The organism is Agromyces sp. NPDC057679 (genome assembly GCF_042799635.1).
In the GTDB taxonomy this organism is placed as follows: Bacteria; Actinomycetota; Actinomycetes; order Actinomycetales; family Microbacteriaceae; genus Agromyces.
On the sequence record NZ_JBHVIK010000003.1, the window covers coordinates 589,018 to 611,745 of the forward strand.

At 71.4% G+C, this 22,728-nt stretch carries 26 protein-coding genes; 7 read left to right on the forward strand and 19 right to left on the reverse strand.

Annotated features, from left to right (window positions below; all coding sequences use genetic code 11):
* Window positions 1-10: 10 nt before the first annotated feature.
* Complete coding sequence (locus tag ACFVAJ_RS15720; protein ID WP_376945688.1) at window positions 11-958, reverse strand: tetratricopeptide repeat protein; 948 nt, start codon at window positions 956-958, stop codon at window positions 11-13.
* Entirely contained in the window at window positions 955-2,871 is a 1,917-nt protein-coding gene (locus tag ACFVAJ_RS15725; RefSeq protein ID WP_376945690.1) for a hypothetical protein, read from the reverse strand. Before ACFVAJ_RS15725 ends, ACFVAJ_RS15720 begins: the two co-directional genes overlap by 4 nt.
* Window positions 2,872-3,054: 183 nt before the next feature.
* Between ACFVAJ_RS15725 and ACFVAJ_RS15730 the strand changes: the two genes are divergently transcribed.
* Window positions 3,055-4,668, forward strand: coding sequence for a DivIVA domain-containing protein (locus ACFVAJ_RS15730; RefSeq protein ID WP_376945692.1), 1,614 nt, complete (start codon window positions 3,055-3,057; stop codon window positions 4,666-4,668).
* 25 nt (window positions 4,669-4,693) lie between these two features.
* On the forward strand, window positions 4,694-5,758 hold the full coding sequence (locus tag ACFVAJ_RS15735) for an AI-2E family transporter (protein ID WP_376945694.1): 1,065 nt from the start codon (window positions 4,694-4,696) through the stop codon (window positions 5,756-5,758).
* Here ACFVAJ_RS15735 and ACFVAJ_RS15740 read toward each other — a convergent pair.
* From ACFVAJ_RS15740 to rpsB, 9 genes are all read right to left on the reverse strand, one after another.
* Entirely contained in the window at window positions 5,755-6,489 is a 735-nt protein-coding gene (locus tag ACFVAJ_RS15740; protein ID WP_376945848.1) for an alpha/beta hydrolase, read from the reverse strand. The two genes, ACFVAJ_RS15735 and ACFVAJ_RS15740, sit on opposite strands and share 4 nt — an antisense overlap.
* Before the next feature lie 17 nt (window positions 6,490-6,506).
* Window positions 6,507-6,815 (reverse strand): hypothetical protein, encoded by a 309-nt coding sequence (locus ACFVAJ_RS15745; RefSeq protein WP_212277303.1) that lies wholly within the window; start codon window positions 6,813-6,815, stop codon window positions 6,507-6,509.
* 48 nt (window positions 6,816-6,863) lie between these two features.
* Complete coding sequence (locus tag ACFVAJ_RS15750; RefSeq protein WP_376945696.1) at window positions 6,864-7,520, reverse strand: lytic transglycosylase domain-containing protein; 657 nt, start codon at window positions 7,518-7,520, stop codon at window positions 6,864-6,866.
* Window positions 7,521-7,574: 54 nt separating this feature from the next.
* The gene (locus ACFVAJ_RS15755; RefSeq protein WP_376945698.1) at window positions 7,575-8,129 is read right to left on the reverse strand and encodes a DivIVA domain-containing protein; all 555 of its coding nucleotides are present in this window, start codon (window positions 8,127-8,129) and stop codon (window positions 7,575-7,577) included.
* A gap of 20 nt (window positions 8,130-8,149) precedes the next feature.
* Window positions 8,150-9,130 (reverse strand): phosphatidate cytidylyltransferase, encoded by a 981-nt coding sequence (locus ACFVAJ_RS15760; RefSeq protein WP_376945700.1) that lies wholly within the window; start codon window positions 9,128-9,130, stop codon window positions 8,150-8,152.
* A 9-nt stretch (window positions 9,131-9,139) separates the two neighbouring features.
* A complete protein-coding gene (gene frr / locus ACFVAJ_RS15765; RefSeq protein WP_157424035.1) occupies window positions 9,140-9,694 on the reverse strand; it encodes a ribosome recycling factor in 555 nt (184 codons plus the stop codon).
* Window positions 9,695-9,727: 33 nt separating this feature from the next.
* Window positions 9,728-10,459 (reverse strand): UMP kinase, encoded by a 732-nt coding sequence (gene pyrH, locus ACFVAJ_RS15770; RefSeq protein WP_376945702.1) that lies wholly within the window; start codon window positions 10,457-10,459, stop codon window positions 9,728-9,730.
* A gap of 174 nt (window positions 10,460-10,633) precedes the next feature.
* Entirely contained in the window at window positions 10,634-11,458 is an 825-nt protein-coding gene (gene tsf, locus ACFVAJ_RS15775; protein WP_376945704.1) for a translation elongation factor Ts, read from the reverse strand.
* 23 nt (window positions 11,459-11,481) lie between these two features.
* Complete coding sequence (rpsB, locus tag ACFVAJ_RS15780) at window positions 11,482-12,405, reverse strand: 30S ribosomal protein S2 (protein WP_376945706.1); 924 nt, start codon at window positions 12,403-12,405, stop codon at window positions 11,482-11,484.
* Between the two features lie 270 nt (window positions 12,406-12,675).
* Between rpsB and ACFVAJ_RS15785 the strand changes: the two genes are divergently transcribed.
* Entirely contained in the window at window positions 12,676-13,263 is a 588-nt protein-coding gene (locus ACFVAJ_RS15785; protein ID WP_376945708.1) for a M23 family metallopeptidase, read from the forward strand.
* Between the two features lie 9 nt (window positions 13,264-13,272).
* On the opposite strand, the gene ACFVAJ_RS15790 is transcribed toward ACFVAJ_RS15785, so the two are convergent.
* Both ACFVAJ_RS15790 and ACFVAJ_RS15795 read right to left on the reverse strand, forming a co-directional pair.
* Window positions 13,273-14,247, reverse strand: a complete 975-nt coding sequence (locus tag ACFVAJ_RS15790; protein ID WP_376945710.1) for a tyrosine-type recombinase/integrase — start codon at window positions 14,245-14,247, stop codon at window positions 13,273-13,275.
* Window positions 14,244-15,155: a metallophosphoesterase gene (locus ACFVAJ_RS15795; protein WP_376945712.1), complete on the reverse strand. Its 912-nt coding sequence runs from the start codon at window positions 15,153-15,155 to the stop codon at window positions 14,244-14,246. Before ACFVAJ_RS15795 ends, ACFVAJ_RS15790 begins: the two co-directional genes overlap by 4 nt.
* A gap of 175 nt (window positions 15,156-15,330) precedes the next feature.
* On the opposite strand from ACFVAJ_RS15795, the gene ACFVAJ_RS15800 reads away from it, so the two are divergent.
* From ACFVAJ_RS15800 to dprA, 3 genes are read left to right on the forward strand one after another with little or no spacing between them, the layout of a single operon-like run.
* A complete protein-coding gene (locus ACFVAJ_RS15800; RefSeq protein ID WP_376945714.1) occupies window positions 15,331-15,687 on the forward strand; it encodes a YraN family protein in 357 nt (118 codons plus the stop codon).
* A complete protein-coding gene (locus ACFVAJ_RS15805) occupies window positions 15,687-17,219 on the forward strand; it encodes a YifB family Mg chelatase-like AAA ATPase (RefSeq protein ID WP_376945716.1) in 1,533 nt (510 codons plus the stop codon). Before ACFVAJ_RS15800 ends, ACFVAJ_RS15805 begins: the two co-directional genes overlap by 1 nt.
* Entirely contained in the window at window positions 17,216-18,475 is a 1,260-nt protein-coding gene (gene dprA, locus ACFVAJ_RS15810) for a DNA-processing protein DprA (RefSeq protein WP_376945718.1), read from the forward strand. The genes ACFVAJ_RS15805 and dprA overlap by 4 nt, the downstream gene beginning before the upstream one ends.
* A 28-nt stretch (window positions 18,476-18,503) precedes the next feature.
* Here the strand turns inward: dprA and ACFVAJ_RS15815 are convergent, their stop codons facing one another.
* The 5 genes from ACFVAJ_RS15815 to ACFVAJ_RS15835 all read right to left on the reverse strand — a co-directional run bounded on the left by ACFVAJ_RS15815 (window position 18,504) and on the right by ACFVAJ_RS15835 (window position 21,440).
* A complete protein-coding gene (locus ACFVAJ_RS15815) occupies window positions 18,504-18,827 on the reverse strand; it encodes a DUF2469 family protein (RefSeq protein ID WP_157424026.1) in 324 nt (107 codons plus the stop codon).
* Between the two features lie 6 nt (window positions 18,828-18,833).
* Window positions 18,834-19,526: a ribonuclease HII gene (locus ACFVAJ_RS15820; protein WP_376945720.1), complete on the reverse strand. Its 693-nt coding sequence runs from the start codon at window positions 19,524-19,526 to the stop codon at window positions 18,834-18,836.
* Window positions 19,526-20,275, reverse strand: a complete 750-nt coding sequence (lepB, locus tag ACFVAJ_RS15825) for a signal peptidase I (RefSeq protein WP_376945722.1) — start codon at window positions 20,273-20,275, stop codon at window positions 19,526-19,528. Before lepB ends, ACFVAJ_RS15820 begins: the two co-directional genes overlap by 1 nt.
* 80 nt (window positions 20,276-20,355) lie before the next feature.
* Window positions 20,356-20,703, reverse strand: coding sequence for a 50S ribosomal protein L19 (gene rplS / locus ACFVAJ_RS15830; protein WP_022887850.1), 348 nt, complete (start codon window positions 20,701-20,703; stop codon window positions 20,356-20,358).
* Between the two features lie 224 nt (window positions 20,704-20,927).
* A complete protein-coding gene (locus ACFVAJ_RS15835; RefSeq protein ID WP_376945724.1) occupies window positions 20,928-21,440 on the reverse strand; it encodes a hypothetical protein in 513 nt (170 codons plus the stop codon).
* 86 nt (window positions 21,441-21,526) lie between these two features.
* On the opposite strand from ACFVAJ_RS15835, the gene map reads away from it, so the two are divergent.
* A complete protein-coding gene (map, locus tag ACFVAJ_RS15840) occupies window positions 21,527-22,294 on the forward strand; it encodes a type I methionyl aminopeptidase (RefSeq protein WP_376945726.1) in 768 nt (255 codons plus the stop codon).
* A 69-nt stretch (window positions 22,295-22,363) separates the two neighbouring features.
* Here map and nirD read toward each other — a convergent pair whose 3' ends face one another.
* Window positions 22,364-22,717 carry a nitrite reductase small subunit NirD gene (nirD, locus tag ACFVAJ_RS15845; RefSeq protein ID WP_376945728.1) on the reverse strand — a complete coding sequence of 118 codons (354 nt, stop codon included), beginning with the start codon at window positions 22,715-22,717 and terminating at the stop codon, window positions 22,364-22,366.
* Between the last annotated feature and the right edge of the window lie 11 nt (window positions 22,718-22,728).

Sequence of the window (22,728 nt, forward strand, 5' to 3'; positions counted from 1 at the left end):
GAGCGCCGGCTCAGTAGAGCAGGCTCGCGAGTCGGCGACGGGCGGCCGCCACCCGGGGGTCCTCCGTGCCGACGACCTCGAACAGTTCGACGAGCCGCTCGCGCACGAGCTTCTGCCCGTCGGCGTCGAGCGAGGGGAACATCGTGAGGAGCCGGTCGAACCCGTCGTCGACGTGGCCGCCCGAGATGTCGAGGTCGACGACGTCGAGCTGCGCGGCGAGGTCGTCGGGTGCCGCGGCGGCGGCCTGGCGGATCTCGTCGAGCGTCTTGCCCGCGAGTCGGCCGAGGAGGTTCACCTGGGCGAGCCCGGCGACCGCGAGCGCGTCGCGGGGGTCCTGGGCGATGGCCGTTCGGTACGCCGTCGCGGCGGCGTCGTAGTCGCGCCGCTCGATCGCGTCGTAGGCCTCCTGGTGGAGCGGCGGCAGCGGCGCCTCGACCGGTTCTGGAACCGCGGACCCCGCCTCGCCCTCACCCGGCTCGACCCGACCCGACGCGCCGTGCTGGGCACCGAGCTCGAGCAGCTGGTCGAAGAGCTGCGAGATCACGTCGTCGGTCTGCTCGCCCGCGAAGAGCGGCACCGGTTGCCCGGCGACGAGCGCCACGACGGTCGGGATCGCCTGGGCCTGGAAGGCCTGCACGAGCTGCGGGCTGCGATCGGCGTCGGCCGCGGCGAGGACCAGTCGTCCGTCACGGGCGCGAACCAGGCGCTCGAGTGCGCCGAGGAGCACCTGCGACGACTCGCTCCACGATGCCCACAGGGCGACGACCACGGGGACCGTGCGCGAGAGTTCGAGGACGGCACCGAAGCCGGCGTCGTCGGTCTCGACGACGATCCGGTCGGCCGAGGACGGGGCGTGGGCACCGCCGGGCGCAGCGGCCGCCTGCTGCCGCTGCACGAGCGCCGACAGGTCGACGGCGCCGCGAAGGGCCGCACCTGAGGGAGGAATCGGGTTCGTCACTTGACCTCCGCTGCTTGGATGAGGTTCTCGGACCAGCCGAGGAGCTGGATCTGCGCGTTCTCACCGGCACTGACGCCGGGCACGTAGAAGAGCAGCTGGATGCCGCTCACCCGCGACACGCCCTTGGCGCTCTGCTCCGTGAAGCCCGACAGCGCCGCGGCGCTGCCGCCCTCCTGGAAGCCCGTGGTGCCGCCGTCGTTGGGCACGCTCTTCTCGCCGCGCCGCACGTCGACCGCGACGATCGCTCCGGCGTCGATCGTGCCGAAGGCGATCGGGGGCGTCGTGCCCGCCGACGTCGACACCGTGAGCGTCGCGGTGGGGTTCTCGGCCTCGGCCGCCTTCTTGCGGCTCGCCGCATTGAGCGCCTCGTCGAGATCGGAGTCGTCGAGCGCGAACATCGGGGCGAAGGTGCTCTCGGCGCCGTTCTGCAGGATGTCCGCGTAGGCCGCCGCGACCTGGCCCGTGGGCATCACGAGACCCTTGTACTCGGGCGAGATCGGCGGGGCGCCGATCGAGGCCGGTGCCACCTCGGGCACGTCGGTGTCGGGCACGAGCGCGGTCTGCGAGATCACGTGGTAGTTGTCGCGGGGGGTCTCCTGCACGAGCACGAGCGCCGTCGGCGCGATCGTCTCGTCGTCGGCGTTCTTCGCGATGGTGAGCACCGTGCGCGGCCACCCCGTCGACTGCTGCGGCAACGTCAGCGTCACCGGCGCCGCCGGGATCGCGGGCGGAAGCGGGTGATCCGTGAGGGTTCCCCGGATCGTGTAGTTGGCTGCGCGCGCCTCGAGGGGCGGCCCGACGAACCGCGCGGCGGCGGCCTCGGTCCCGCGGGACTCGTCGACCTCGCTCGTGAAGACGGCGAGGCGTCGCATGATGCGCTCCATCTGGGGCACCGTGACCGCCGGCTCGACGGTCGGAGCCTCGGGGTCGACCGTCTCCTCGGGCTCGGCCGAGGCGAGCGGGGTCGACGGCGCGGTCGTCGCGGGTGCCGCCGCACCGTCGAAGCGCGGCCAGTAGTCGGCGGAGCACGCCGAGAGCGCGAGGGCCGGGACGAGCAGCGCCGGAACGATCGCGATGCGCTTGGCCCGTCCGATGGCGCGGCGTCCGCCGCCGGCGCCGACCTGGTTGCGTGTGGGCTTCGGCGCACTCGGAAGGCGCCCGCGCGGGCCCTTGGGCAGGTTGCGGCGCGGGCCGCGCGATCGCTTGTGCCGGATGAACCCCGACGCGAGCAGCCCGAGCCCGACGAGGAACACGATCGCGCCGCCGAGGATCAACGGCCCCACCCACGGCGTCGCCGTGTCCACCGGCCAGTCGAGCTCGACCTTCGCCGGTGCCGGCGAGAGCCCGTCGGAGGCCACGAGCACGGAGATCCCCTCGGGGACGTCGAGCGTCGTGGTGACGAAACGCTCCCCCGTGAACTCGTCGAGCCAGAGGTCGGAACCGATCGGGGTCGCCGCGGCGAGCGCCTCGGGGTCGGGTGCGGCCTCGGTCGCCGCGGGCGTCTCGGCGGGCGTCTCGGTCGGCGCCGGGGTCTCGGTCGGCGCCGGGGGCTCGGTCGGGGTCTCCGCGGCGGGCTCGTCGGTCGGCGAGGCCTCCACGAGCTCGGTCACGAGCGTCTTCTCCTCGGCGTCGTAGTGCACCGACTCGTACGGGATCTCACCGAGCCACGCCTCCATGTCGGTGGTGCGGCCGTAGGAGATGAAGATGGGGCCGTCGCCCGAGACGGAGACCTCCTGCTTGCCGGGATTCGCGGCCAGCGCATCGGGACCGATCACCATGAATGCGGTCTCGCCGTCGGACTCCGCCGACATCGAGACCCGATCGGCCTCCATGAACACGGTGCGTTGGGCGATGCCGAGCCCGATCATCACGGCCGCGGCGACGAAGGCCACGATTGCGAGGGCGAAGCGCACGAACAACCTCCAAAGCCGCACGACGCGGCATCCGACAAAGACATTCCACACTACCGGCTGAGTCTGTGAGTCCCCTCACCGAACGCTGGCAACGGCCGCGCCACGCGGCATCCAGAACCCCCGTACAATCGGAACGATTCCCGCATGAGCCCCCACAAACGCGGGACACGACCCGGAGGAAGCATGGCCGTCGAAGAGACCGAGTTCACACAGGTGTTCCGCGGATACGACAAGGACGAGGTCGACAAGGCCATCAACGGCCTTCGTCGTGACATCATCACCGCGAACAACCAGTCGTCCGACTCGGTGAAGGAGAACAAGCGCCTCCTTGCGCGCATCGAAGAGCTCACCGCCGAGCTCGAAGAGGTCGGCAGCCCGACCTTCTCGGGGCTCGGCACCAAGCTCGAGAACACGCTGCGTGTCGCCGAGGAGCAGTCGACCCGCCTCATCGCCCAGGCCGACATCGACGCCGAGAAGCTCCGCCGCGCCGCCGAGGACGAGTCGCACCTCATGCGCTCCGACGCGCACGAACTCGCCGAGCGCACGCTCACCGAGGCGCGCGCTCAGGCGAACCGCGTGCTCGAGAACGCCCGCGTCGAGGCCGACGACATGGTCGCCCGCGCCCACGAGACGAGCGAGCAGCTCCGTCAGGACGCCGCACGCGACGCCGCGGCGATCCGCGGCGCCGTCGCGACCGAGACCGCAGAGCTGCGCTCCACCGCGAAGCGCGAATCGGCCGCGCTCGTGTCGGCGGCCGAGCGGAAGTCCTCCGAGATCCTCGTCGCCGCGAACACCGAGGCGAGCGAGGCTCGCGCGACCGCGGCCGGGCTCACGCAGGAGACCGAGCAGACGCGCGCCGAGGTCGCGATCGAGCTCGACCGCGCCCGCGCAGAGCTCGCGAAGGAGACCGAGCAGGCCCGCATCGACCTCGCCCGCGAGTCCGAGCAGTCCAAGCTCGACCTCGCCCGCGAGTCGGCCGAGGCCCGCGCCGACATCGACGCCGAGATCACCGAGCGCCGCGCCGCACTCGTCCACGAGCTCGACCAGGCACGTGCCGACCTCGACCGCGAACTCGAGGGCAGCCGGGCCGAGCTCGTGCAGCAGCGCGAGCAGGCCAAGGTCGACCTCGAGCGCGAAGCCGAGGCCGCTCGCCTGAAGCTCCAGCACGAGCTCGAGCGCATCCGCGCGAAGCACGCCGCCGACCTCGACCAGATGCGCGCCGACCTCGCCCTCGAGCAGGAGCAGGCCCGTGCGGACTTCGACGCCGAGTCCGAGCAGGCGCGGATCGACCTCGACAACCAGCTCACCGCGATGCGCAAGAAGACGACGCACGAGGTCAACCGGATGCGCCGCGAGATCGAGAAGGCGCACCTCGACCTCGAATCCGAGCTCACCGCGAAGCGCGACGAGTCGGAGCAGGAGCGACTGACCGCGCACCAGGAGGCCGTCGCGCAGACCCAGCAGTTCCTCGACGACGCCAACGCAGAGCTCGCCGAAGCCGTCGCCCGCACGGCGTCGAGCCGCACCGAGGCCGAGCGCCTCGAGACCGAGGTCCGCGCGGAGATCGCCGGAGTCCGCGACAAGGCCGACGAGGAGGCGCGCGAGCGCATCGCCGCCGCGCACGACCAGGCGCGCAAGCTCATCGCCGATGCCGAAGAGCGCACCCGCGCCCTCGTGGCGGACGCGGAGGACCGGCTCTCGCAGATTAGGATCGAGCGCGACGCGGTCGCCGGCTACTTCGAGAGCCTGCGCGGCGTGCTGACGCAGGCAGAACAGGTCGCGGCCGACACGAAGTAGTCCGGCTGGAAGGAGCGCGTTTCCCGTGAAGATCCAGAACGCGTTCCGTGTCGGACTCGTCGGCACCCTCGGTGTCGGCGTCGGGCTCTTCATCCTGGCCTCGATCGTCAGCCTCTCGGCGATCATCACCTACATCGGAGCAGCGCTCTTCCTGGCCCTCGGCCTCGACCCGGCGATCAGCTGGCTCGAGCGCCGAGGGCTTCCGCGTTGGTCCGCGATCCTCATCGTCATGAGCGGCGTCGGGCTCATCGCGGCCGCCCTCGTCCTCGCGGTCGTGCCGACGATCGTCGAGCAGGTGAGCGACTTCATCGACGAGATCCCGAGGATCGTCGAGCAGGTGACGGCCCAGGACTGGCTCGAGTTCCTCCAGGAGCAGTTCCCGCTGCTCAAGGTCGACGAGATCGCCGAGCAGGTCACCGCGGCGCTCACCGACTTCTTCACGAACCCCGACAAGCTCTCCGAGCTCGCGGGCGGCGTGCTGCAGGTGGCCGTGGCGATCGGGACCGGGGTGTTCGCGGTCATCATCGTGTTCATCCTGATGCTCTACTTCACGGCGTCGCTCAACACGATGAAGCGCGCGACCTACCAGCTGGTGCCCGCATCCAAGCGCGCCCGCTTCGCCGATCTCACCGAGCAGATCACCCAGTCGGTCGGTCGCTTCGTGCTCGGCCAGGTCTCGCTCGCCGCCGTCAACGGCGCGCTGAGCTTCATCTACCTGTCGATCATCGGCGCCCCGTTCACCGCCGTCCTCGCGTTCCTCGCGTTCATGTTCTCGCTCGTGCCGCTCGTCGGCACCCTCACGGGCTCGATCATCATCGTGCTCGTGTGCCTCATCCCCACGATCGGTTCCCCGCTCACCGCCCTCGCCGCGGCGATCTACTACGTGATCTACATGCAGGTCGAGGCCTACGTGCTGAGCCCGCGCATCATGAACCGTGCGGTCAAGGTCCCGGGCGCCCTCGTCGTGATCGCGGCGCTCGCGGGCGGCGCGCTCGGCGGCATCCTCGGCGCGCTCGTCGCGATCCCGGTCGCCGCAGCGTTCCTGCTGATCATCAAGCAGGTCGTGATCCCCCGGCAGAACGAACGCTAGGCGCTCGCGGCACCGCCGTGCGCGACCGGCCAGTGGGTCGGCAACGGCGCCGCCGCCGGGTTCACGGCCGACACGATCTCATCGAGCACCCGCCGGGTCTGCGACTCCCCCACCCAGAGATGGCGCCCGCCGGCGACGTCGATGCGCTGCAACCTCGGGAGCCCGGCGAATCGTTCGGCGGCCTCGGCGGGCTTCAGGTAGTCGTCGTGCTCGGGAATGAGCGCGACGAGCGCGGGCGTCGCGTCGCGCCAGCGGGCGAGCTCGCCGTCGCTCGTGCGGTGGAGCGGGGGCGAGAGCAGGATCGCGCCGTCGATGCCGTGATCGAGCCCGTACTTCAGCGCGAGCTCGGTGCCGAACGACCAGCCGACGAGCCAGGGATGCGGCAGCCCGCGGTCGGCGACGAACGCCATCGCCGCAGCGACGTCGGCCCGTTCGGCGAGCCCTTCGCCGAAGGCTCCCTCGCTCGTGCCGCGGGGCGATGCGGTGCCGCGCGTGTTGAAGCGCAGCACGGCGAGGTCCGCGAGCGCCGGGAGCCTCGCCGCCGCCTTGCGGAGGATGTGCGAGTCCATGAATCCGCCGGCGGTCGGCAGCGGGTGGAGGGTCACGAGCGTCGCGACCGGTTCGCGTTCGGCCGGCAGGGCAAGCTCGCCGACGAGTCGCAGCCCGTCGCTCGTGCGCAGCTCGATCTCCTCCCGGCGGGCGGGCAGCTCGACGCCGGCCCGGATCTCGATCGATTCGTCTGTTCCGCTCACCGTGCGCCCAACCTCCAACAGTGCGTGTGCCAGTGCCGTCGGCCCGCGAGGTCCGCGGCGTCGCCGAGGACGCCGTCGGCGCGCCAGGCGACGAGGTGCGCGACGCCCGGGGCGACCTCGAGCCCGCAGCCGGGGCAGAGGTAGGCCTTCACGGCCTGCGCCTCGGAGACGGGCTGGACGTTCCATTCGCGGCCGGCATGCACCTCGGTGCGCCGCCAGCCGGCGGTGAGACGGTCGATGTCGAGGTCGGGGTGCCCTTCGCGTGCACGCGCAGCGCGGCCCCGGGATCGGTTCGAACGCGCCATGTCGTCAAGTCTAGGGCGACCCGGGATGCCGTCTCGCCCTCGATGCGCTCAGTACCAGCCGACGGACTCCGAGTGGCCCCACGCGCCGCAGGGGGTGCCGTAGCGGCCCGAGATGTACCCGAGTCCCCACTCGATCTGGGTGCCCGCGTTCGTCTCCCAGTCGGCGCCGGCGGAGGACATCTTCGAGCCGGGGAGGGCCTGCGGGATGCCGTAGGCACCGCTGCCGGCGTTGTAGGCGTTCACGTTCCAGCCCGATTCCTTGTTCCAGAGCGCGACGAGGCAGTCGAACTCGCCGGTGCCCCAACCGCGCGCGGCCACCGCGCCGGCGGCGTACGCCTGCGCGGAACCGGGGTCGGGTGTCACCGCGGGCGGCGCCCAGCCGTCGCCCGACGAGGCCGGGACGACCACGACCTCGGGCTTCTCCTCGACGACGTAGTTCTCGTGGCCGCCGAGCGTGACCTCGTACCCGGTGCCCGCGGCGACCGACTGCGCGGCCTCGCCGTCGAAGCGGTCGCCGTCGAACGCGAACTCGGCCGAGGCGGTCGCGCCCGAGTACGGGTCGACCACGTTGACGAGCACGAGACCCGATGCGGCGAAGAAGGCGAACAACACCGAGGCGGCCTGCTTGACGGGACCCCTGGTGGGTCGACTCCTCGTCACCGGCGCCTGCTGTGCGGCCGCGTCTGCTCCATTGTGTCTACCCACGATTCGTCGAGTGTATCGGAGCACGGCCGAGCACGTCGAACGCGACTCGGCACGTCATCGGACGGCGAGCATCACGTCGACGACGGCGTCGAGCACGAGGTCGACCTGGGACTCGCGGTAGCCGCCGCGCTGGGTCGCGAAGACCACCGAACGGACGTCCTCGACGGAGATCGGCCAGCCGTCGCGGAAGTAGCGCGTCAACCGATCGGTGAAGCGGTCGACCTCGCGCACGCTGTACCCGAGCACGAGCGGATTCATCCGCTCGAACCGCTCGCCCTCGGGGCGCGCGAGCCGGTTGGAGACGACCTGCGCCGTCATGCGCGCCTCGCGCAGCCACGCCTCGTCGCCGTGCAGCCGCGCGGCCACCTGGCGCTCCTGCGCGGCGAAGGCGTCCTCGAGGCGGGCGAGCGCGGCATCGACGTGGTCGGTCGAATAGCCGCGCTTCTGCATCGCGAACGCCGTGAGGCGGATCTGCTCGCTGGTCAGCGGCTCGTCGTCGGGCAGCGCTGCGCCGTCGTACGCGCGGCGCGCGCGCTGGAGGAACTCCTCGACCTGGGCGGTGTTGTAGCCGAGGCGGGGCTTACGGGCGAGCGGAAACGTCGGATCCACCGCACCAGTATCGCGCACGCTCACCCGAAGATCCGGAACGCCACGAACGCGACCGCCGCGGACGGCAGGATCGAGTCGAGCCGGTCGAGGAAGCCGCCGTGGCCGGGCAGCCACGAACTCATGTCCTTGATGCCGATGTCGCGCTTGATGAGGGATTCGACGAGATCGCCGAGCGTCGCGCTGAGGAAGATCGCCGCGCCGAACAGCAGCCCGAACCACCACGTGTTGCCGAGCAGGAACAGCGAGATCAGGAGCCCCGCGACCACACTCGTCGCCGCTCCCCCGGCGAAGCCCTCCCAGGTCTTCTTCGGGCTGATCACCGGCGCCATCTTGTGCTTGCCGAACATGAGCCCGAAGGCGTACGCCCCGGTGTCGGCGGCGACCGCCGCCATGATGAACGCGAGCGTCCACAACTCGCCGCCGTCGGCGGCGGTGAGCACCACGGCGAACGTCGCGAGGAACGTCACGTAGCCCTGCACGAAGGCGCCCGCCGAGAGGTCGCGCACGAGCGCGCGCCCGGTGGAGCGGCCGGGCAGGCCCTGCTCGACGAGGCGCCAGATCGTGACGACCGCGATGCCGCCGAGCACGGCGATCAGCTGCGCGCCGGCGCCGCCGTAGTACGCGAGCGGCACCGCCGCGACCGCCACGACGACGGTCGGGATGCGGGGCACGCGGTAGTCGGCCTTGCGCAGGGCCTGCGCGAGCTCGTAGCTCGCGAACCCTGCGATCACGACGGCGAGGAGCATGAAGAGCTCCTTGACGACGAGCAGGCTCAGCAGCACGGCGCCGCCGAACACGAGCCCGATGAGGATGGCCACGAGCAGGTTGCGCCCGGTGCGCGCGTTGATCTTCTCCTGCGCCACGTCGAACTGCGCCTTGGATGCCTCGAACTGACGCTCGAGGTCGGCCTTGCGTGCGTTCACCTGGGCGCGGAACTCGCCACGCGTGGTCCGTTCATGCCCCCCGGCGTCCGACTGGCCCTCTTCTGGGACGCCTGACATCTCGCTCCCTCAGACCTCGAGGAGTTCGGCTTCCTTGCGCTTGAGCGCCTCGTCGATCGCGTCGACGTTCGACTTGGTGATCTGCTCGAGCTCCTTCTCGCCGCGCGCCACCTCGTCGTCGCCGACCTCGCCCTTCAGCGCGTCGAGGTCGTCCTTCGCCTTGCGGCGGATGTTGCGGACGGAGACCTTCGCGTCCTCGCCCTTCGAGCGGACGATCTTGACGAACTCCTTGCGGCGCTCCTCGGTGAGCTCGGGCAGCGTGACGCGGATGAGGTTGCCGTCGTTCGAGGGGTTCGCCCCGAGGTTCGGCATGTCGCGGATGGCCTGCTCGATGTCCTTCATCGCGCCCTTGTCGTACGGGGTGACGACGAGGGTGCGCGCCTCGGGGTTCTGGAGCGAGGCGAGCTGCGCGAGCGGCGTGGGCGTGCCGTAGTAGCTCACCATGATCTTCTGGAAGAGCTGGGGGTTCGCCCGACCCGTCCGGACGGTCGCGAAGTCGTCCTTGGCGACCTCGACCGCCTTCTGCATGCGAGTGGTGGCATCGGAAAGTACATCCGCGATCACGGGAACTCCTTACGGTTCGCTACTCGGCCCAGTCTATCGACTGGTCGGCTCCACACCGTTGCTCACCACGGTGCCGAGATCGGCGCCGAGGATCGCAGCGGTCACATTTCCGGCGGGGGTCATGCCGAACACCTGCATCGGCATGCCGTTGTCCATGCAGAGGCTGAAGGCGGTCGAGTCGACGACCTTGAGGCCGCGCTGCAGCGCCTCCTGGTAGCTGATCCGGTCGATCTTCGTCGCGTCGGGGTTCGTGCGCGGGTCGTCGGAGTACACGCCGTCGACGCCGTTCTTCGCGACGAGCACGACCTCCGCGTCGATCTCGAGCGCACGCTGCGCGGCGACCGTGTCGGTGGAGAAGTACGGGAGACCGGCGCCCGCGCCGAAGATCACGACGCGACCCTTCTCGAGGTGGCGCTCGGCGCGGCGCGGGATGTACGGCTCGGCGACCTGCGTCATCGAGATCGCCGACTGCACGCGCGTCTCGGCACCGGCCTGCTCGAGGAAGTCCTGGAGCGCCAGCGAGTTCATCACGGTGCCGAGCATGCCCATGTAGTCGGCTCGGCCGCGGTCCATGCCGCGCTGGCTGAGTTCGGCGCCGCGGAAGAAGTTGCCGCCGCCGACGACGATGGCGACCTCGACGGTCTTCGCCGCGTCGGCGATCTCGCGTGCGAGGGCGCTGACCACATCGGGATTGACCCCGAGCGCTCCCCCGCCGAATGCCTCTCCTGAGAGCTTCAGCATCACTCTGCGCTTGCGTTCCGTCATCCCGCCCGTCCTTCCGGTACCCGTGTCAAAACTAGTGCTTCACCGCGACCCCGGCACAGTGCCGGGGTCGCGGCGCGCGGCCCGCGGGCATCGGACGACACCCGCGCGGAAGCATCCGCGCATGGAAAAGGGAGTCCGGATCGACTGAACGATCCGGACTCCCTCACCAAGGCGTTACGCCGTGGCCTTGAAGCGGGCGAACCCGGTCACGGTGAGACCGGCGTCCTCCAGCACCTTCTTGACCTGCTGCTTGTCGTCGCGGGCGTAGCCCTGCTCGAGCAGCACGATCTGCTTGAAGAAGCCGGTGAGTCGGCCGTCGACGATCTTCTCGAGCATCGCCTCGGGCTTGCCCTCGTTGCGGCTGATCTCGGTGACGATGTCGCGCTCCTTCTCGACGAGCTCGGCCGGCACGTCCTCACGGGTGAGGTACTGCGGGTCGAACATCGCGATGTGCTGCGCGACCGCGCGAGCGGTCTCGGCGTCGGCGCCCGAGTAGGCGACGACCACGCCGATCTGCGGCGGCAGGTCCTTCGAGGTCTTGTGCAGGTAGACCGCGAACTCGTCGCCCGAGAGGGTGACGGCCTTCGCGAGCTCGACCTTCTCGCCGAGGGTCGCGGCCTGCTCGTCGATGACCTCGCCGACGGTCTTGCCGTCGACGGGCGCGGCGAGCGCCGACGCGACGTCGGTGGCACCGGCCGCGGCGACCGCGTCGAGCACCTTCTCGGCGAGCGCGACGAACTTGTCGTTCTTCGCGACGAAGTCAGTCTCGCAGGCGAGCTGGATCATCGTGTAGCCGGCGGGCGACTGCTTGGCGGCGACGAGACCCTCGGTGGTCGAGCGGTCGGCGCGCTTCGCGTTGCCCTTGGCACCCTTGAGACGCAGGATCTCGGTGGCCTTCTCGAGGTCGCCGTCGGCCTCCTCGAGCGCCTTCTTGGTGTCGACCATGCCCGTGCCGAGCTGCTCGCGCAGGGTCTTGATGTCAGCGATGCTGATTGCCATGTCTGGCTGTCTCCTTCGGGGACTTATTCGGCGGGAGTGGCGGAGTCGGCCTCGGCGGCCTCTGCGCCTTCGACGTCGGCGGCCGACTCGGTCGCGGCGACCTCGGTCGCGGCCTCGTCGACGACCTCGGCGGCCTCGACCTTGGCCTCGGCCTCGGTCTCGGCGGTCTTCTCGGTCGCGGCGCTCTGCTGGAGGAGCTCCTGCTCCCACTCGGCGAGCGGCTCGACGGCCGAGACGTTGCCGGCCTCTTCGGGCTTCTGGTGGCGCTCGATGAGGCCCTCGGCCGCGGCGTCGGCGATGATGCGGGTGAGCAGGCTCACCGAGCGGATCGCGTCGTCGTTGCCCGGGATCGGGTACTGGACCTCGTCGGGGTCGCAGTTGGTGTCGAGGATGCCGATGACGGGGATGCCGAGCTTCTTGGCCTCGTCGATCGCGAGGTGCTCCTTCTTGGTGTCGACCACCCAGAGCGCCGACGGGGTCTTCGACAGGTTGCGGATGCCGCCGAGCGACTTGTGCAGCTTGTCGAGCTCGCGCTTCTTGATGAGGAGCTCCTTCTTGGTGAAGCCGCTCGTGGTGCCCTCGAAGTCGAGCTCCTCGAGCTCCTTCATGCGCGCGAGGCGCTTGGAGACCGTCTGGAAGTTGGTGAGGAGGCCGCCGAGCCAACGCTGGTTGACGTAGGGCTGGCCGACGCGGGTCGCCTGCTCGGCGATGGACTCCTGGGCCTGCTTCTTCGTGCCGACGAAGAGGATGGTGCCGCCGTGGGCGACCGTCTCGCGGACGAAGTCGTACGCCTTGTCGATGAAGGCGAGCGACTGCTGCAGGTCGATGATGTAGATGCCGGAACGCTCGGTGAAGATGAAGCGCTTCATCTTCGGGTTCCAACGGCGGGTCTGGTGCCCGAAGTGCACGCCGCTGTCGAGCAGCTGGCGAATGGTGACGACGGCCATGAGCCGTTCTCCTTCTGTTCTCAGTTGTCGCAACCGGCCGGCGGCCGGGAGCCCTGGTGCCCGGCACGGCTCCGCCGTCGCCCTGAATACTCAGGGGTCGGACTGAATGGAGTCGGTCGCCGAATGGGCACGCGTAGTCACCTCGACAGGCGAGGCGCTCTGGACACTCTACCATCGGCACTCCCCCTCCCCAACCGCACCGCGGCGGCCGCCGTCCCCACGGGGCAGCCCGGCGGGGTCGGATGCCTCGCGGTCCCCCACGATCGAGGCATGAACCGACTCCGACCCACCGATGTCCCGCAACGACGACGCACCCTCGCCTCCGCCCTCGCGACGACGACGCTCGTGGCGGCGGTGCTCGCCGCGCTCGTCGCGGTCTCACCCCCGGCGGCGATCGCGCTCGGCATCGCGCCGGCCGCGCCGCACGTCGAGGCGCGCGGGGTCGAGACGGCGCAGTGGGTCTGGCCGGTGCCCGCGCCCATCCGGGTCGTGTCGCCGTTCCGGGCCCCGCCGACGCCGTACACCTCCGGACACCGGGGCATCGACCTCGAGGTCGAGCCAGGCGCCCCGCTCGTCGCCGCGGAGTCGGGCGTCGTGAGCTTCGCCGGCATGGTCGCGGGCCGCGGCGTGGTCGCCGTCGATCACGGCGACGGCGTCGTGAGCGCGATCGAGCCGATCGACCCCTCGGTCGATGAGGGCGACCCGATCGCCGCGGGCGCGGCGATCGGCACCGCTTCCCGGGGCGGACACTGCGAGGGCGACTGCGTGCACTTCGGCGTCAGGGTCGACGGCGAGTACGTCTCGCCGTTCCTGTTCCTCGGCGGCCTGCCGCGCGCGGTGCTGCTGCCCTCGGGGTGACGCGGCTCGTCACGCCCTCGGGTGGGCGGTGCGGTAGCTCTCCTTCAGCCGCTCGGCCGAGACGTGGGTGTAGATCTGCGTCGTGCCGAGGCTCGCGTGGCCGAGGAACTCCTGCACCGCGCGGAGGTCGGCGCCGCCGTCGAGCAGGTGCGTCGCCGCGGTGTGCCGGAAGGTGTGCGGTCCGCTCGGCCCCGACCCGGGGATCTCGGCGAGGAGGCGGGCGACGAGCGCGTAGACGCTGCGGGGGCCCATCCGGGCCCCCCGCGCGCCGAGGAAGCACGCGTCGCGCTCCGGCGCGCTGCGCGTCGGTCGAGGCGCCGCGGTCGATTCGGCCTTGGCGGCGGCCGCCGCCAAGGCCTCGAGGATCATCGGCCGGCCGGCCTCGAGATACCGATCGAGCGCCCGCGCGGCCGGGGCGCCGTACGGCACGACTCGCTCCTTCGACCCCTTGCCCACGACCCGCACGGTGCGACGCCGCCGATCGACGTCGCCGAGATCGACGCCGACGAGCTCGGAGACCCGCAGCGCCGAGGCGTAGAGGAGTTCGATGATCGCGACGTCTCGGAGGTCGATCGGGTCGTTCGTCTCGACCGCCCGGGCTTCGAGCCGCGCGAGCGCCTCGTCGAGGGCGGGCGCCGCGACGACGCGCGGCAGCGCGCGCTGGGCCCGCGGTGCGCGCAGACGCGCACCGTGGTCGACCGGCACGAGTCCGCGGCGGGTCATCCATGCCGTGAACCCGCGGGCGGAGGCCGCACGACGCGCGATGGTGGCCCGAGCGAGCCCCCGCTCGGTCGCCGACCAGAGCCAGTCGCGCAGGATCGGGAGGTCGATGTCGCCCACCTCGGCGACCCCCTGCTCCTCCGCGAAGCGGAGGAGGTCGGCGAGGTCGGCGCGATACGCCGCGACCGTGTGCTCGGAGTAGCCCCGCTCGGTGCGCACGTGCGCCAGGTAGTCGTCGACGACGACGTCGAGGGGCGCGGTCATGGCGGCGGCTTGCGCGAGAACCGTTCGAGCCGTTCGGCCGGAGTCATCGCCTCGAGCTCCGCGAGGTACGCCTCGCCGAAGCTCGTGACGACCTCGTACGGGCCGACCGGCACGACCGAGGCCGCGAACGCGTCCTCGTAGACGTGGACGAGCGAGAAGGAACGGCCGCCGTCGATGCCGACCAGCTCGCGCGGCGGCGCCGAGAGGTCCATCGTGTAGGCGGTCGCCCCGGCGACGGAGACGGGGATGCCGGCGAACGCGCCGTGCGTCGCGTAGTGGAGGTGCCCGCCGAGGAAGAGCCGGACGTCGCTGCCGCGCACGACCTCCGCCAGTTCGTCCTGTCCGCGGAGCTCGAGCACGTCCATGAGTGCGAGCGGCGTCGCGATCGGCGCGTGGTGCATGGCGACGATCGTGCCGCGCGGGGCGGGCTCGGCGAGCACGCCGGCCAGCCAGTCGAGCGACCGGGCGTCGAGTTCGCCGTGGTGATAGCCCGGAACGGTGGTGTCGAGCGCGATGATCCGAAGTCCGCCGAGCTCGACTACGCGGTGCACCGGCTCCTCGGGCGCGGCGGCGCCGGTCGGCTCGTCGAGCAGGCCGAACCGGAACGCCGCGCGCTCGTCGTGGTTGCCCATCACCCAGACGAGCTCGGCCCCGGTGGCCTGCGAGAGGGGGTCGAGCGCCGCGCGGGCGCGCACGTAGGCGTCGGGCTCGCCGAGGTCTGCCACGTCGCCCGTGACGACGACGGCGTCGAGCGAGGCGCCCAGCCGCTCGAGCTGCGCCGCCGTCTGCGCGAGCGCGGCGACCGTGTCGGCCGCACCGCCGAGCGGCGCGCCTCCCGAGAGCAGGTGCGTGTCGCTGACGTGGGCGATGACCGTCGTCGCCGCCGGATACCTTCCGAGTCGTTCCATCTCCCCCACCCTTCGGGCTCAGCCTACGATCCGGCACCGACAGGCGCCGGGCACCGTGCCGGGTCCGTCGACTTCTCCCTCACAGCCGACGGGATGCGCCGGCCCTCCACTGTGCGGACGCCCCGACCGGTCCCGCCACCGGCGGCGCGCGACGCTCGTCTCGGAGGTGGTCGCATTGGCCCACAACACGGAGCTCGGTCGGCACGGCGAACAACTCGCGGCCGACCATCTCGAGGCGCGCGGGATGTCGGTGATCGAGCGCAACTGGCGATGTCGCCTCGGTGAGATCGACCTCGTCGCCCGCGACGGCGAGTCGGTCGTGTTCGTCGAGGTCAAGGCTCGATCCGGTCCTGGCTACGGGCATCCGTTCGAGGCGATCACGCCCCTGAAGCTCGCTCGGATGCGACGCCTCGCGCTCGCCTGGTGCGAACAGTCCGGCGCGCACCCGACGCGGATCCGCATCGACGCGATCGCGGTCACCGTGCCGCGCGACGCGCCCGCGATCATCGAGCACCTCGAAGGGGTGAGCTGATGCCCGTCGCCCGCACGGCCTCGGTCGCCCTGCTCGGCCTCACCGGTTCGATCGTCGAGGTCGAAGCCGATCTCTCCGCGCAGTTGCCGGGCGTCGTCATCATCGGCCTGCCCGACGCCGCGCTCGGCGAGGCGCGCGATCGGGTGCGCTCTGCGGCGTGCAACGCGGGCTGTCCCCTGCCGAGCCGCCGGCTCACCGTGAACCTCTCGCCCGCTGCCCTCCCCAAGCACGGCTCGGGGTTCGACCTGGCGATCGCGATCGCCTGCCTCGCGGCATCGGGCGAGCTCTCAACCGAGTCCGTCGCGCGCATGGTCCACCTCGGCGAGCTCGGGCTCGACGGACGCCTCCGCCCGATCGACGGCATCCTGCCGGCCGTGCTCGCGGCGGTCCGCGCCGGGCACGACCTCGTCATGGTGCCGTCGGCGAATGCCGAAGAGGCATCGCTCGTCCCCGGCGCCCGGGTCGTCGGCGTCGCGTCGCTGCTCGACGCTGCGATCTGGCACGGCGGCGCCTTCGAGCCCCGGGCCGGCGAGCCGGTCCCCGGTCAGCCGCTCGCCGAGGTCGCCCCCGAGCCCGCGGGCGACCTCGCCGAGGTCGCCGGCAACAGCGACGCGGTCGAGGCGATGCTCGTGGCCGCATCCGGCGGGCACCATGTCTCCATGCTCGGGCCTCCTGGCGCCGGCAAGACGATGCTCGCGTCGCGCCTCCCGGGGCTGCTTCCCGACCTCGACGCCGACGAGGCGCTGGAGGTCGCCTCGATCCACTCGCTCGCGGGTCGCCGACCCGGCGCCCAGCTCTCGTTCAGGCCGCCGTTCGAGGCCCCGCACCACACGGCCACCGCGGCCGCCATCGTCGGCGGAGGCAGCAGGCTGATCCGGCCGGGTGCGGCGGCACGGGCGACGCACGGCGTGCTGTTCCTCGACGAGGCGCCCGAGTTCCCGAGGGCGGTGCTGGACGTGCTCCGCCAGCCGATCGAGTCGGGCACGATCTTCATCCACCGGGCGAATGCCGTCGCGACCTTTCCCGCCCGATTCCAGCTGGTGCTCGCGGCGAACCCCTGCCCGTGCGGCAACTCGGGCACCGACGAGTGCACATGCGCGCCGATCGTGCAGCGCCGCTACCTCGCTCGCCTCTCGGGGCCGCTGCTCGATCGCGTCGACCTGCAGTTGCGCGTGCCGAGAGTCACCGTCGCGGCGATGCGCATGGCCGATGGGAGCGGGGTTTCCACCGCGGAGGGGCGGTCGATGGTGTCGGCGGCCCGTGCCGCCGCGGCCGAGCGGCTCCGCGGAACACCCTGGCGGACCAACGCCGAGATGCCGGGCCCGTGGCTCCGCGGAGCGGGCCGGCTGCACCCCGGGAGCCTTGCGACCAAGACGCTCGATCGGCTGCTCGAACGCGGAGGCATCACGATGCGCGGGTACGACCGGATCCTGAAGGTCGCCTGGACCCTCGCGGACCTCGCCGGGAGCGCCGCGCCGAACGCGGAGCACGTCGGCCGGGCCATGTTCTTCAAGACGGGAGTCGCCGCATGAGCGCGAGGAGCAGCGCCACCCTTCGCACCCTCGCCGCGTACGCCGGGTCGATCGCCTCCGTGCGAGCCGGCCATGACTCCGACGGCGAGGAGCGTCGGGCCGAGGCCGTCGCGCGGGCCGCGCTCGGATTCCTCTCCGAACCCGGCGACGGCGTGCTCGGACGCCTCGTCGCCGACGCCGGTGCGACCGCCGTGCTCGACCTCGTCGTCGCGGGCGCCGGGCCCGCCGAGTTCGCGGCCGCGCTCGGCGGACCGGGCGAGCCGCTCGCCGGCTCGTCGATCGAGCAGGGGCTGGCGCGCTGGCGCCCCCGCATCGACGCGGCGTCGTTCGAGCGCTCCCTCGAGCAGGCCGCCCGCGTCGGGGCACGTCTCCTCATGCCCGGCGATGCGGAATGGCCGGTGGGCGTCGACGATCTCGGCGCCAACGCCCCGCTCGCGCTCTGGGTGCGCGGCCGTGCCGACGCACTCGCCGGCGCGCAACCGGCCATCGCGCTCGTCGGAGCTCGCGCCGCGAGCGGCTACGGCGAGCACGTGGCTGCGGACGCTTCGGCGGGGCTCGTCGATCGCGGGTTCCTCATCATCTCGGGCGGCGCCTACGGGATCGACGGCACCGCCCACCGCGCGGCGCTCGCGAGCGACGGCACGACCGTCGCTTTCCTCGCCGGCGGCATCGATCGCTTCTACCCGTCGGGGCACGAGTCGCTGCTCACCCGCATCGTCCAGGCGGGTGCCGTCTTCTCGGAGGTCGCCTGCGGCACAGCGCCCTCGAAGTGGCGATTCCTGCAACGCAACCGGCTCATCGCGGCGACCGGCGCGGCGACCGTCGTGATCGAGGCGGGGCTCCGCTCGGGCTCGTTGAACACCGCCGCGCACGCGGCGCAGCTCGGCCGCCCGCTCGGCGCCGTCCCGGGCCCCGTCACCAGTCCGTCATCGGCCGGATGCCACCGGCTGATGCGCGAACGCGACGCGACGTGCGTCGTGGACGCGTCGCAGATGGCGGAGCTCGCCTCAGTCATGGGCGTCGGGATCGACACGGGGCCGGCGGCTCACACCACAGCGGCAGCGGAGTCGTCGCCCGAGGCCGTCCGCCTGCTCGACGCCCTCAGCTCGAGGAGCGCACGGTCGGTCGACGACCTCGCTCGCCGCAGCGGAATCTCGCCGGGGCTCGTGATGTCCACGCTCGCCGAACTCGAAGTCGACGACCTCGTCGCCCGTGACCTCGACGGCGACTGGCGGCGCCGGGTGCGGCGCCGATGAGGTGGCGCGGAGAATGCGCAGGGCTCGACTACTCGTCGAGCGCGAGCTCCTTCGGCAGCTCGAACTCGCGGGTCGCGAGCTCCTCGACGTTGACGTCCTTGAAGGTCAACACGCGCACGGCCTTCACGAAGCGGTCGGCACGGTAGACGTCCCAGACCCAGACGTCCTTCATCGTCAACTCGAAGTAGAAGTCGTGCTCGGTGTCCCGGCGCACGAGTTCGACCTCGTTGGCGAGGTAGAACCGTCGCTCGGTCTCGACCACGAACTTGAACTGCGAGACGATGTCTCGGTACTCGCGGTACAGGGCCAACTCGACCTCGCGGTCGTAGTCTTCGAACTCGTCTTCATCCATCGTCGTTCATCCTACGCCGAGGTCGAAGAGCGCCGGCGCCTCGGGGGCGCGCTCGTGCAGCCAGGTGTGCCGGTGCAGGGCGCTCGGGCCGTGCTCGTCGATCGCGGCGAAGTGCGCGCGGCTCGAGTAGCCCTTGTTCTCGTCCCACGAGTAGAGCGGGGTGTCGGCGTGGGCGCGACGCATCCCGCCGTCGCGATGCACCTTCGCGAGCACCGAGGCCGCGGCGACCGACGCGCAGTCGCGGTCGGCCTTGATGCGGGTGCGCACCGCCACCCGACGAGCGATCGCGGGGCTCAACCAGTCGTGGTTGCCGTCGAGGATGAGCGGCGCGCCGGCCACCTCCTCGGCGAGCTCGGACCCCGGGGCGAGCGCGGCGAAGGCGCGGGCGCCTGCGAGTCCGAGGCACGCCATGATGCCGAGCTCGTCGATCTCGGCGGCGGAGGCCTCGCCGACCGCCCACGCGCGCACCCACGCGCCGGCGCGCGGCGCCATCGCGTCGCGGCGCGGCTCGGTCATGAGCTTCGAGTCGCGGAGGCCGGCCGGCATCCGACGCACGGCGGGATCGATGACGACGAGCCCGACCGTCACCGGGCCGGCGAGCGCCCCACGGCCGACCTCGTCGCAGGCGAGCACGAACGGCGCCCCCTCGTCGAAGAGCTCGCGCTCGGCGCGGAGGTTGGGGATCGCCTGACCGGCCATCAGCCGGTGCCTTCGTCGACGCCCTCGAAGATGGTCGGGTAGTTGTCGAGCCACGCCCAGTGCGAGATCGGCCAGCTGACGACGAACGCGCGGCCGACGACGTTGTCGATCGGCACGAACCCCTTGAGCGGCGTGTCGCCGTTGAAACGGGAGTCCTTCGAGTTGCCCCGGTTGTCACCCATCACCCAGAGTGCGCCCTCGGGCACGGTCTCGTCGAAGTCGACCTCCGACACCTTCGTCTCGCCGGGCGGCAGCGCGACGTACGCCGACTCGTCGAGCGGCACGCCGTTGACACTCATCTGACCGAGCGCGTTGCAGCAGACGACGTGGTCGCCGGGCAGTCCGATCACGCGCTTGACGAGGTGATCGTTCGAATCGGGGGCCGAGAGACCGACGAAGGCCATGAACCAGTCGACCGCGGCGATGAGCGGCGGCTGCGGCTCTTCCACGCGGGCGGGCAGCCAGCCCCCCGGATCCTTGAAGACCACGACGTCGCCGCGGGAGATCGGCGTCACCTCGGGAACCAGCTGGTTCACGATGATGCGGTCGTCCTTCACGAGCGTCATCTCCATCGACTGCGACGGGATGAAGAACGATCTGATGAGGAACGTCTTGATGAGGAACGAAACGAGCACCGCCACCACGAAGATGACGAGCAGGTCCCTCAGGAAGAGGAGTACCCCGCGCTGCCTGCCGCGTGCCGATGCCGAACCAGCGCGATCTTCGCGCATGGTGGTGTCTTCTGTCATTTAACCGCCCGAGCTCCCCACCATTGTATTGGTGGGGAGCTCGGTCGGAGTTCGCGGGAGACCGCGATTCGCGCTGACGATCAGGCGTCGCGCTTCTCCTTGATCTTGGCCTTCTTGCCACGGAGCTTGCGCAGGTAGTAGAGCTTCGCGCGACGCACGTCACCGCGGGTGACGACCTCGATGTGGTCGATGACCGGCGAGTGCACCGGGAACTTGCGCTCGACGCCGACCTGGAAGCTGACCTTGCGGACCGTGAAGGTCTCGCGCACGCCTTCGCCCGAGCGGCCGATGACGACGCCCTGGAAGACCTGGATGCGCGAGCGGGTGCCTTCGATGATGTTCACGTGCACCTTGACGGTGTCGCCGGGGCGGAAGTCGGGGATGTCCGACCGCAGGCTCGCGGCGTCGACATGGTCGAGAATGTGCATGATGTTCGCTCTCTGCGCCCGCCACCGGTCGAACGCGGATCTTGAATGGAAAGTGTCTGGCGCCGCCTCGCACGGAAACCGTGCGTCGCATGCTCCCCGGAGGCAGAGACGTCGGCGGGATGACTCCCGCAGCGGCACAATCCTCTATTGTGCCATGCCGGGTGCCCGGCAGGCAAAGCGGGCGACCGGGCCTCGCGGATGGCACGGCGCCGCGGCTGCGCGCCTCAGTCGCGCACCTCGTGGATGATGATGACGTCGTCGCCGCCGTCGTCGAACGGCGGACGGTGGGCGCCCGGGGCGTCCTGACGCGGCATGCCGCCCTGCTGCTCGGCGGCGAGCCGTTCGAACTCGGCCATCGAGGCGTTCATCCGCTTCGCGCCGTCCTTGACGAGCTGCCAGAGCGAGACCCAGAACGCGGCGATCGCCGCGACGATCGCGAGGACGCCGAAGAGCGTCGATCCGTCGGTGTAGAAGCCGGTGGCGATGAGGGCGGCGTGCCAGGCACCGATCACGCCGACGTCGGTCCAGGAGACGGCGCGTTCACTCCGCACCGTCGGCCGCGCGTTCACCAGGAGCGCGACGACGCCGAGCGTGATGAAGGCGACGGGCACGACGATCACGAGGCCGAGGGTGCCCCAGCCGCCCGATCCGAAGATCGCCCAGCCCACGAGCAGCCAGACCGGCAGTGCGACGATCGCGATGAACTGCCAGCGGTAGAAGAGGCGCCGGATGAGCATGAGGCCAGCGTAATCCGGCCCGGCTGCGAGCGCGCCGGGTGTTCACTCAGGGCGGAGACGACAGAATGGTCTCGGAGAGGATGAGCGTGATCGAACTGAGGACCCCTGCCGAGCTCGAGGAGATGCGGCCCGCCGGCCGCTTCGTCGCCAGCGTGATCGAGGCGACGTCGAAGGCCGCCGCCGTCGGCGTCAACCTGCTGGAGCTCGATGCTCTCGCGCACGAGATGATCCGCAAGGCCGGCGCCGAGAGCTGCTACATCGACTACCACCCGTCGTTCGGCGCGAGCCCGTTCGGCAAGGTCATCTGCACCTCGGTGAACGACGCGGTGCTGCACGGCCTCCCCCGCGACTACAAGCTCCGCGACGGCGACCTGCTGAGCCTCGACTTCGCGGCCTCGCTGAACGGCTGGGTCTCGGACTCGGCGATCTCGATCGTGGTCGGCACCCCGCGCGACGAGGACCTGCGCCTCATCGACACGACGCAGCGCGCCCTCGACGCGGGCATCGCCGCGGCGCGGCCGGGCAACCGCATCGGCGACATCTCGCGCGCGATCGCCGACGTCGCGAAGGCCGGCGGCTACTCGATCAACACCGACTTCGGCGGCCACGGCGTCGGTCGCACCATGCACGGCGACCCGCACATCCCGAACAACGGGCGCCCCGGTCGCGGCCTTCCGCTGAAGCCGGGCCTCGTCGTCGCGATCGAACCGTGGTTCCTCCAGACGACCGACGAGATCTTCACCGACCCCGACGGCTGGACGCTGCGGAGCGCCGACGGCTCCCGTGGAGCGCACTCGGAGCACACGATCGCCATCACCGACGGCGACCCGATCGTGCTCACGCAGCGCGGCTGACCGGCGCTGCCGCCGCGGGGCCGGGTGCGCCCCGCTGCCACGACCGGCCGGCCCGCTCCGCCGGGCGCCTCAGCCGTCGAGCTCGACCTCGATCATGCCGCCCACGATCCGCGTGCGATAGGTGCGCAGCGCCAGCGCGGCATCGGTGAAGCACTCGCCGGTGCCGAGGTCGTAGACCTCCTTGTGCAGCGGCGAGGCGATGGTGGGGCGCTCGCCCCGCGACCCGACGATGCCGCGCGCCATGACCGGCGCCCCGGTGTGCGGGTCGAGGTGGTCGACCGCGTAGACCTCGTCCGCGCCGAAGCGCACGAGCGCGATCTGCGCGCCGCCGTGCAGCGCGACCTCGCCCCAGCCGGGTTCGAGCTCGTCGAGCTCGCAGGCCATGAGCCAGGTGGCCCTCGTGGCGGCGGCGGTCTGCGTCATGGCGGCTCCTC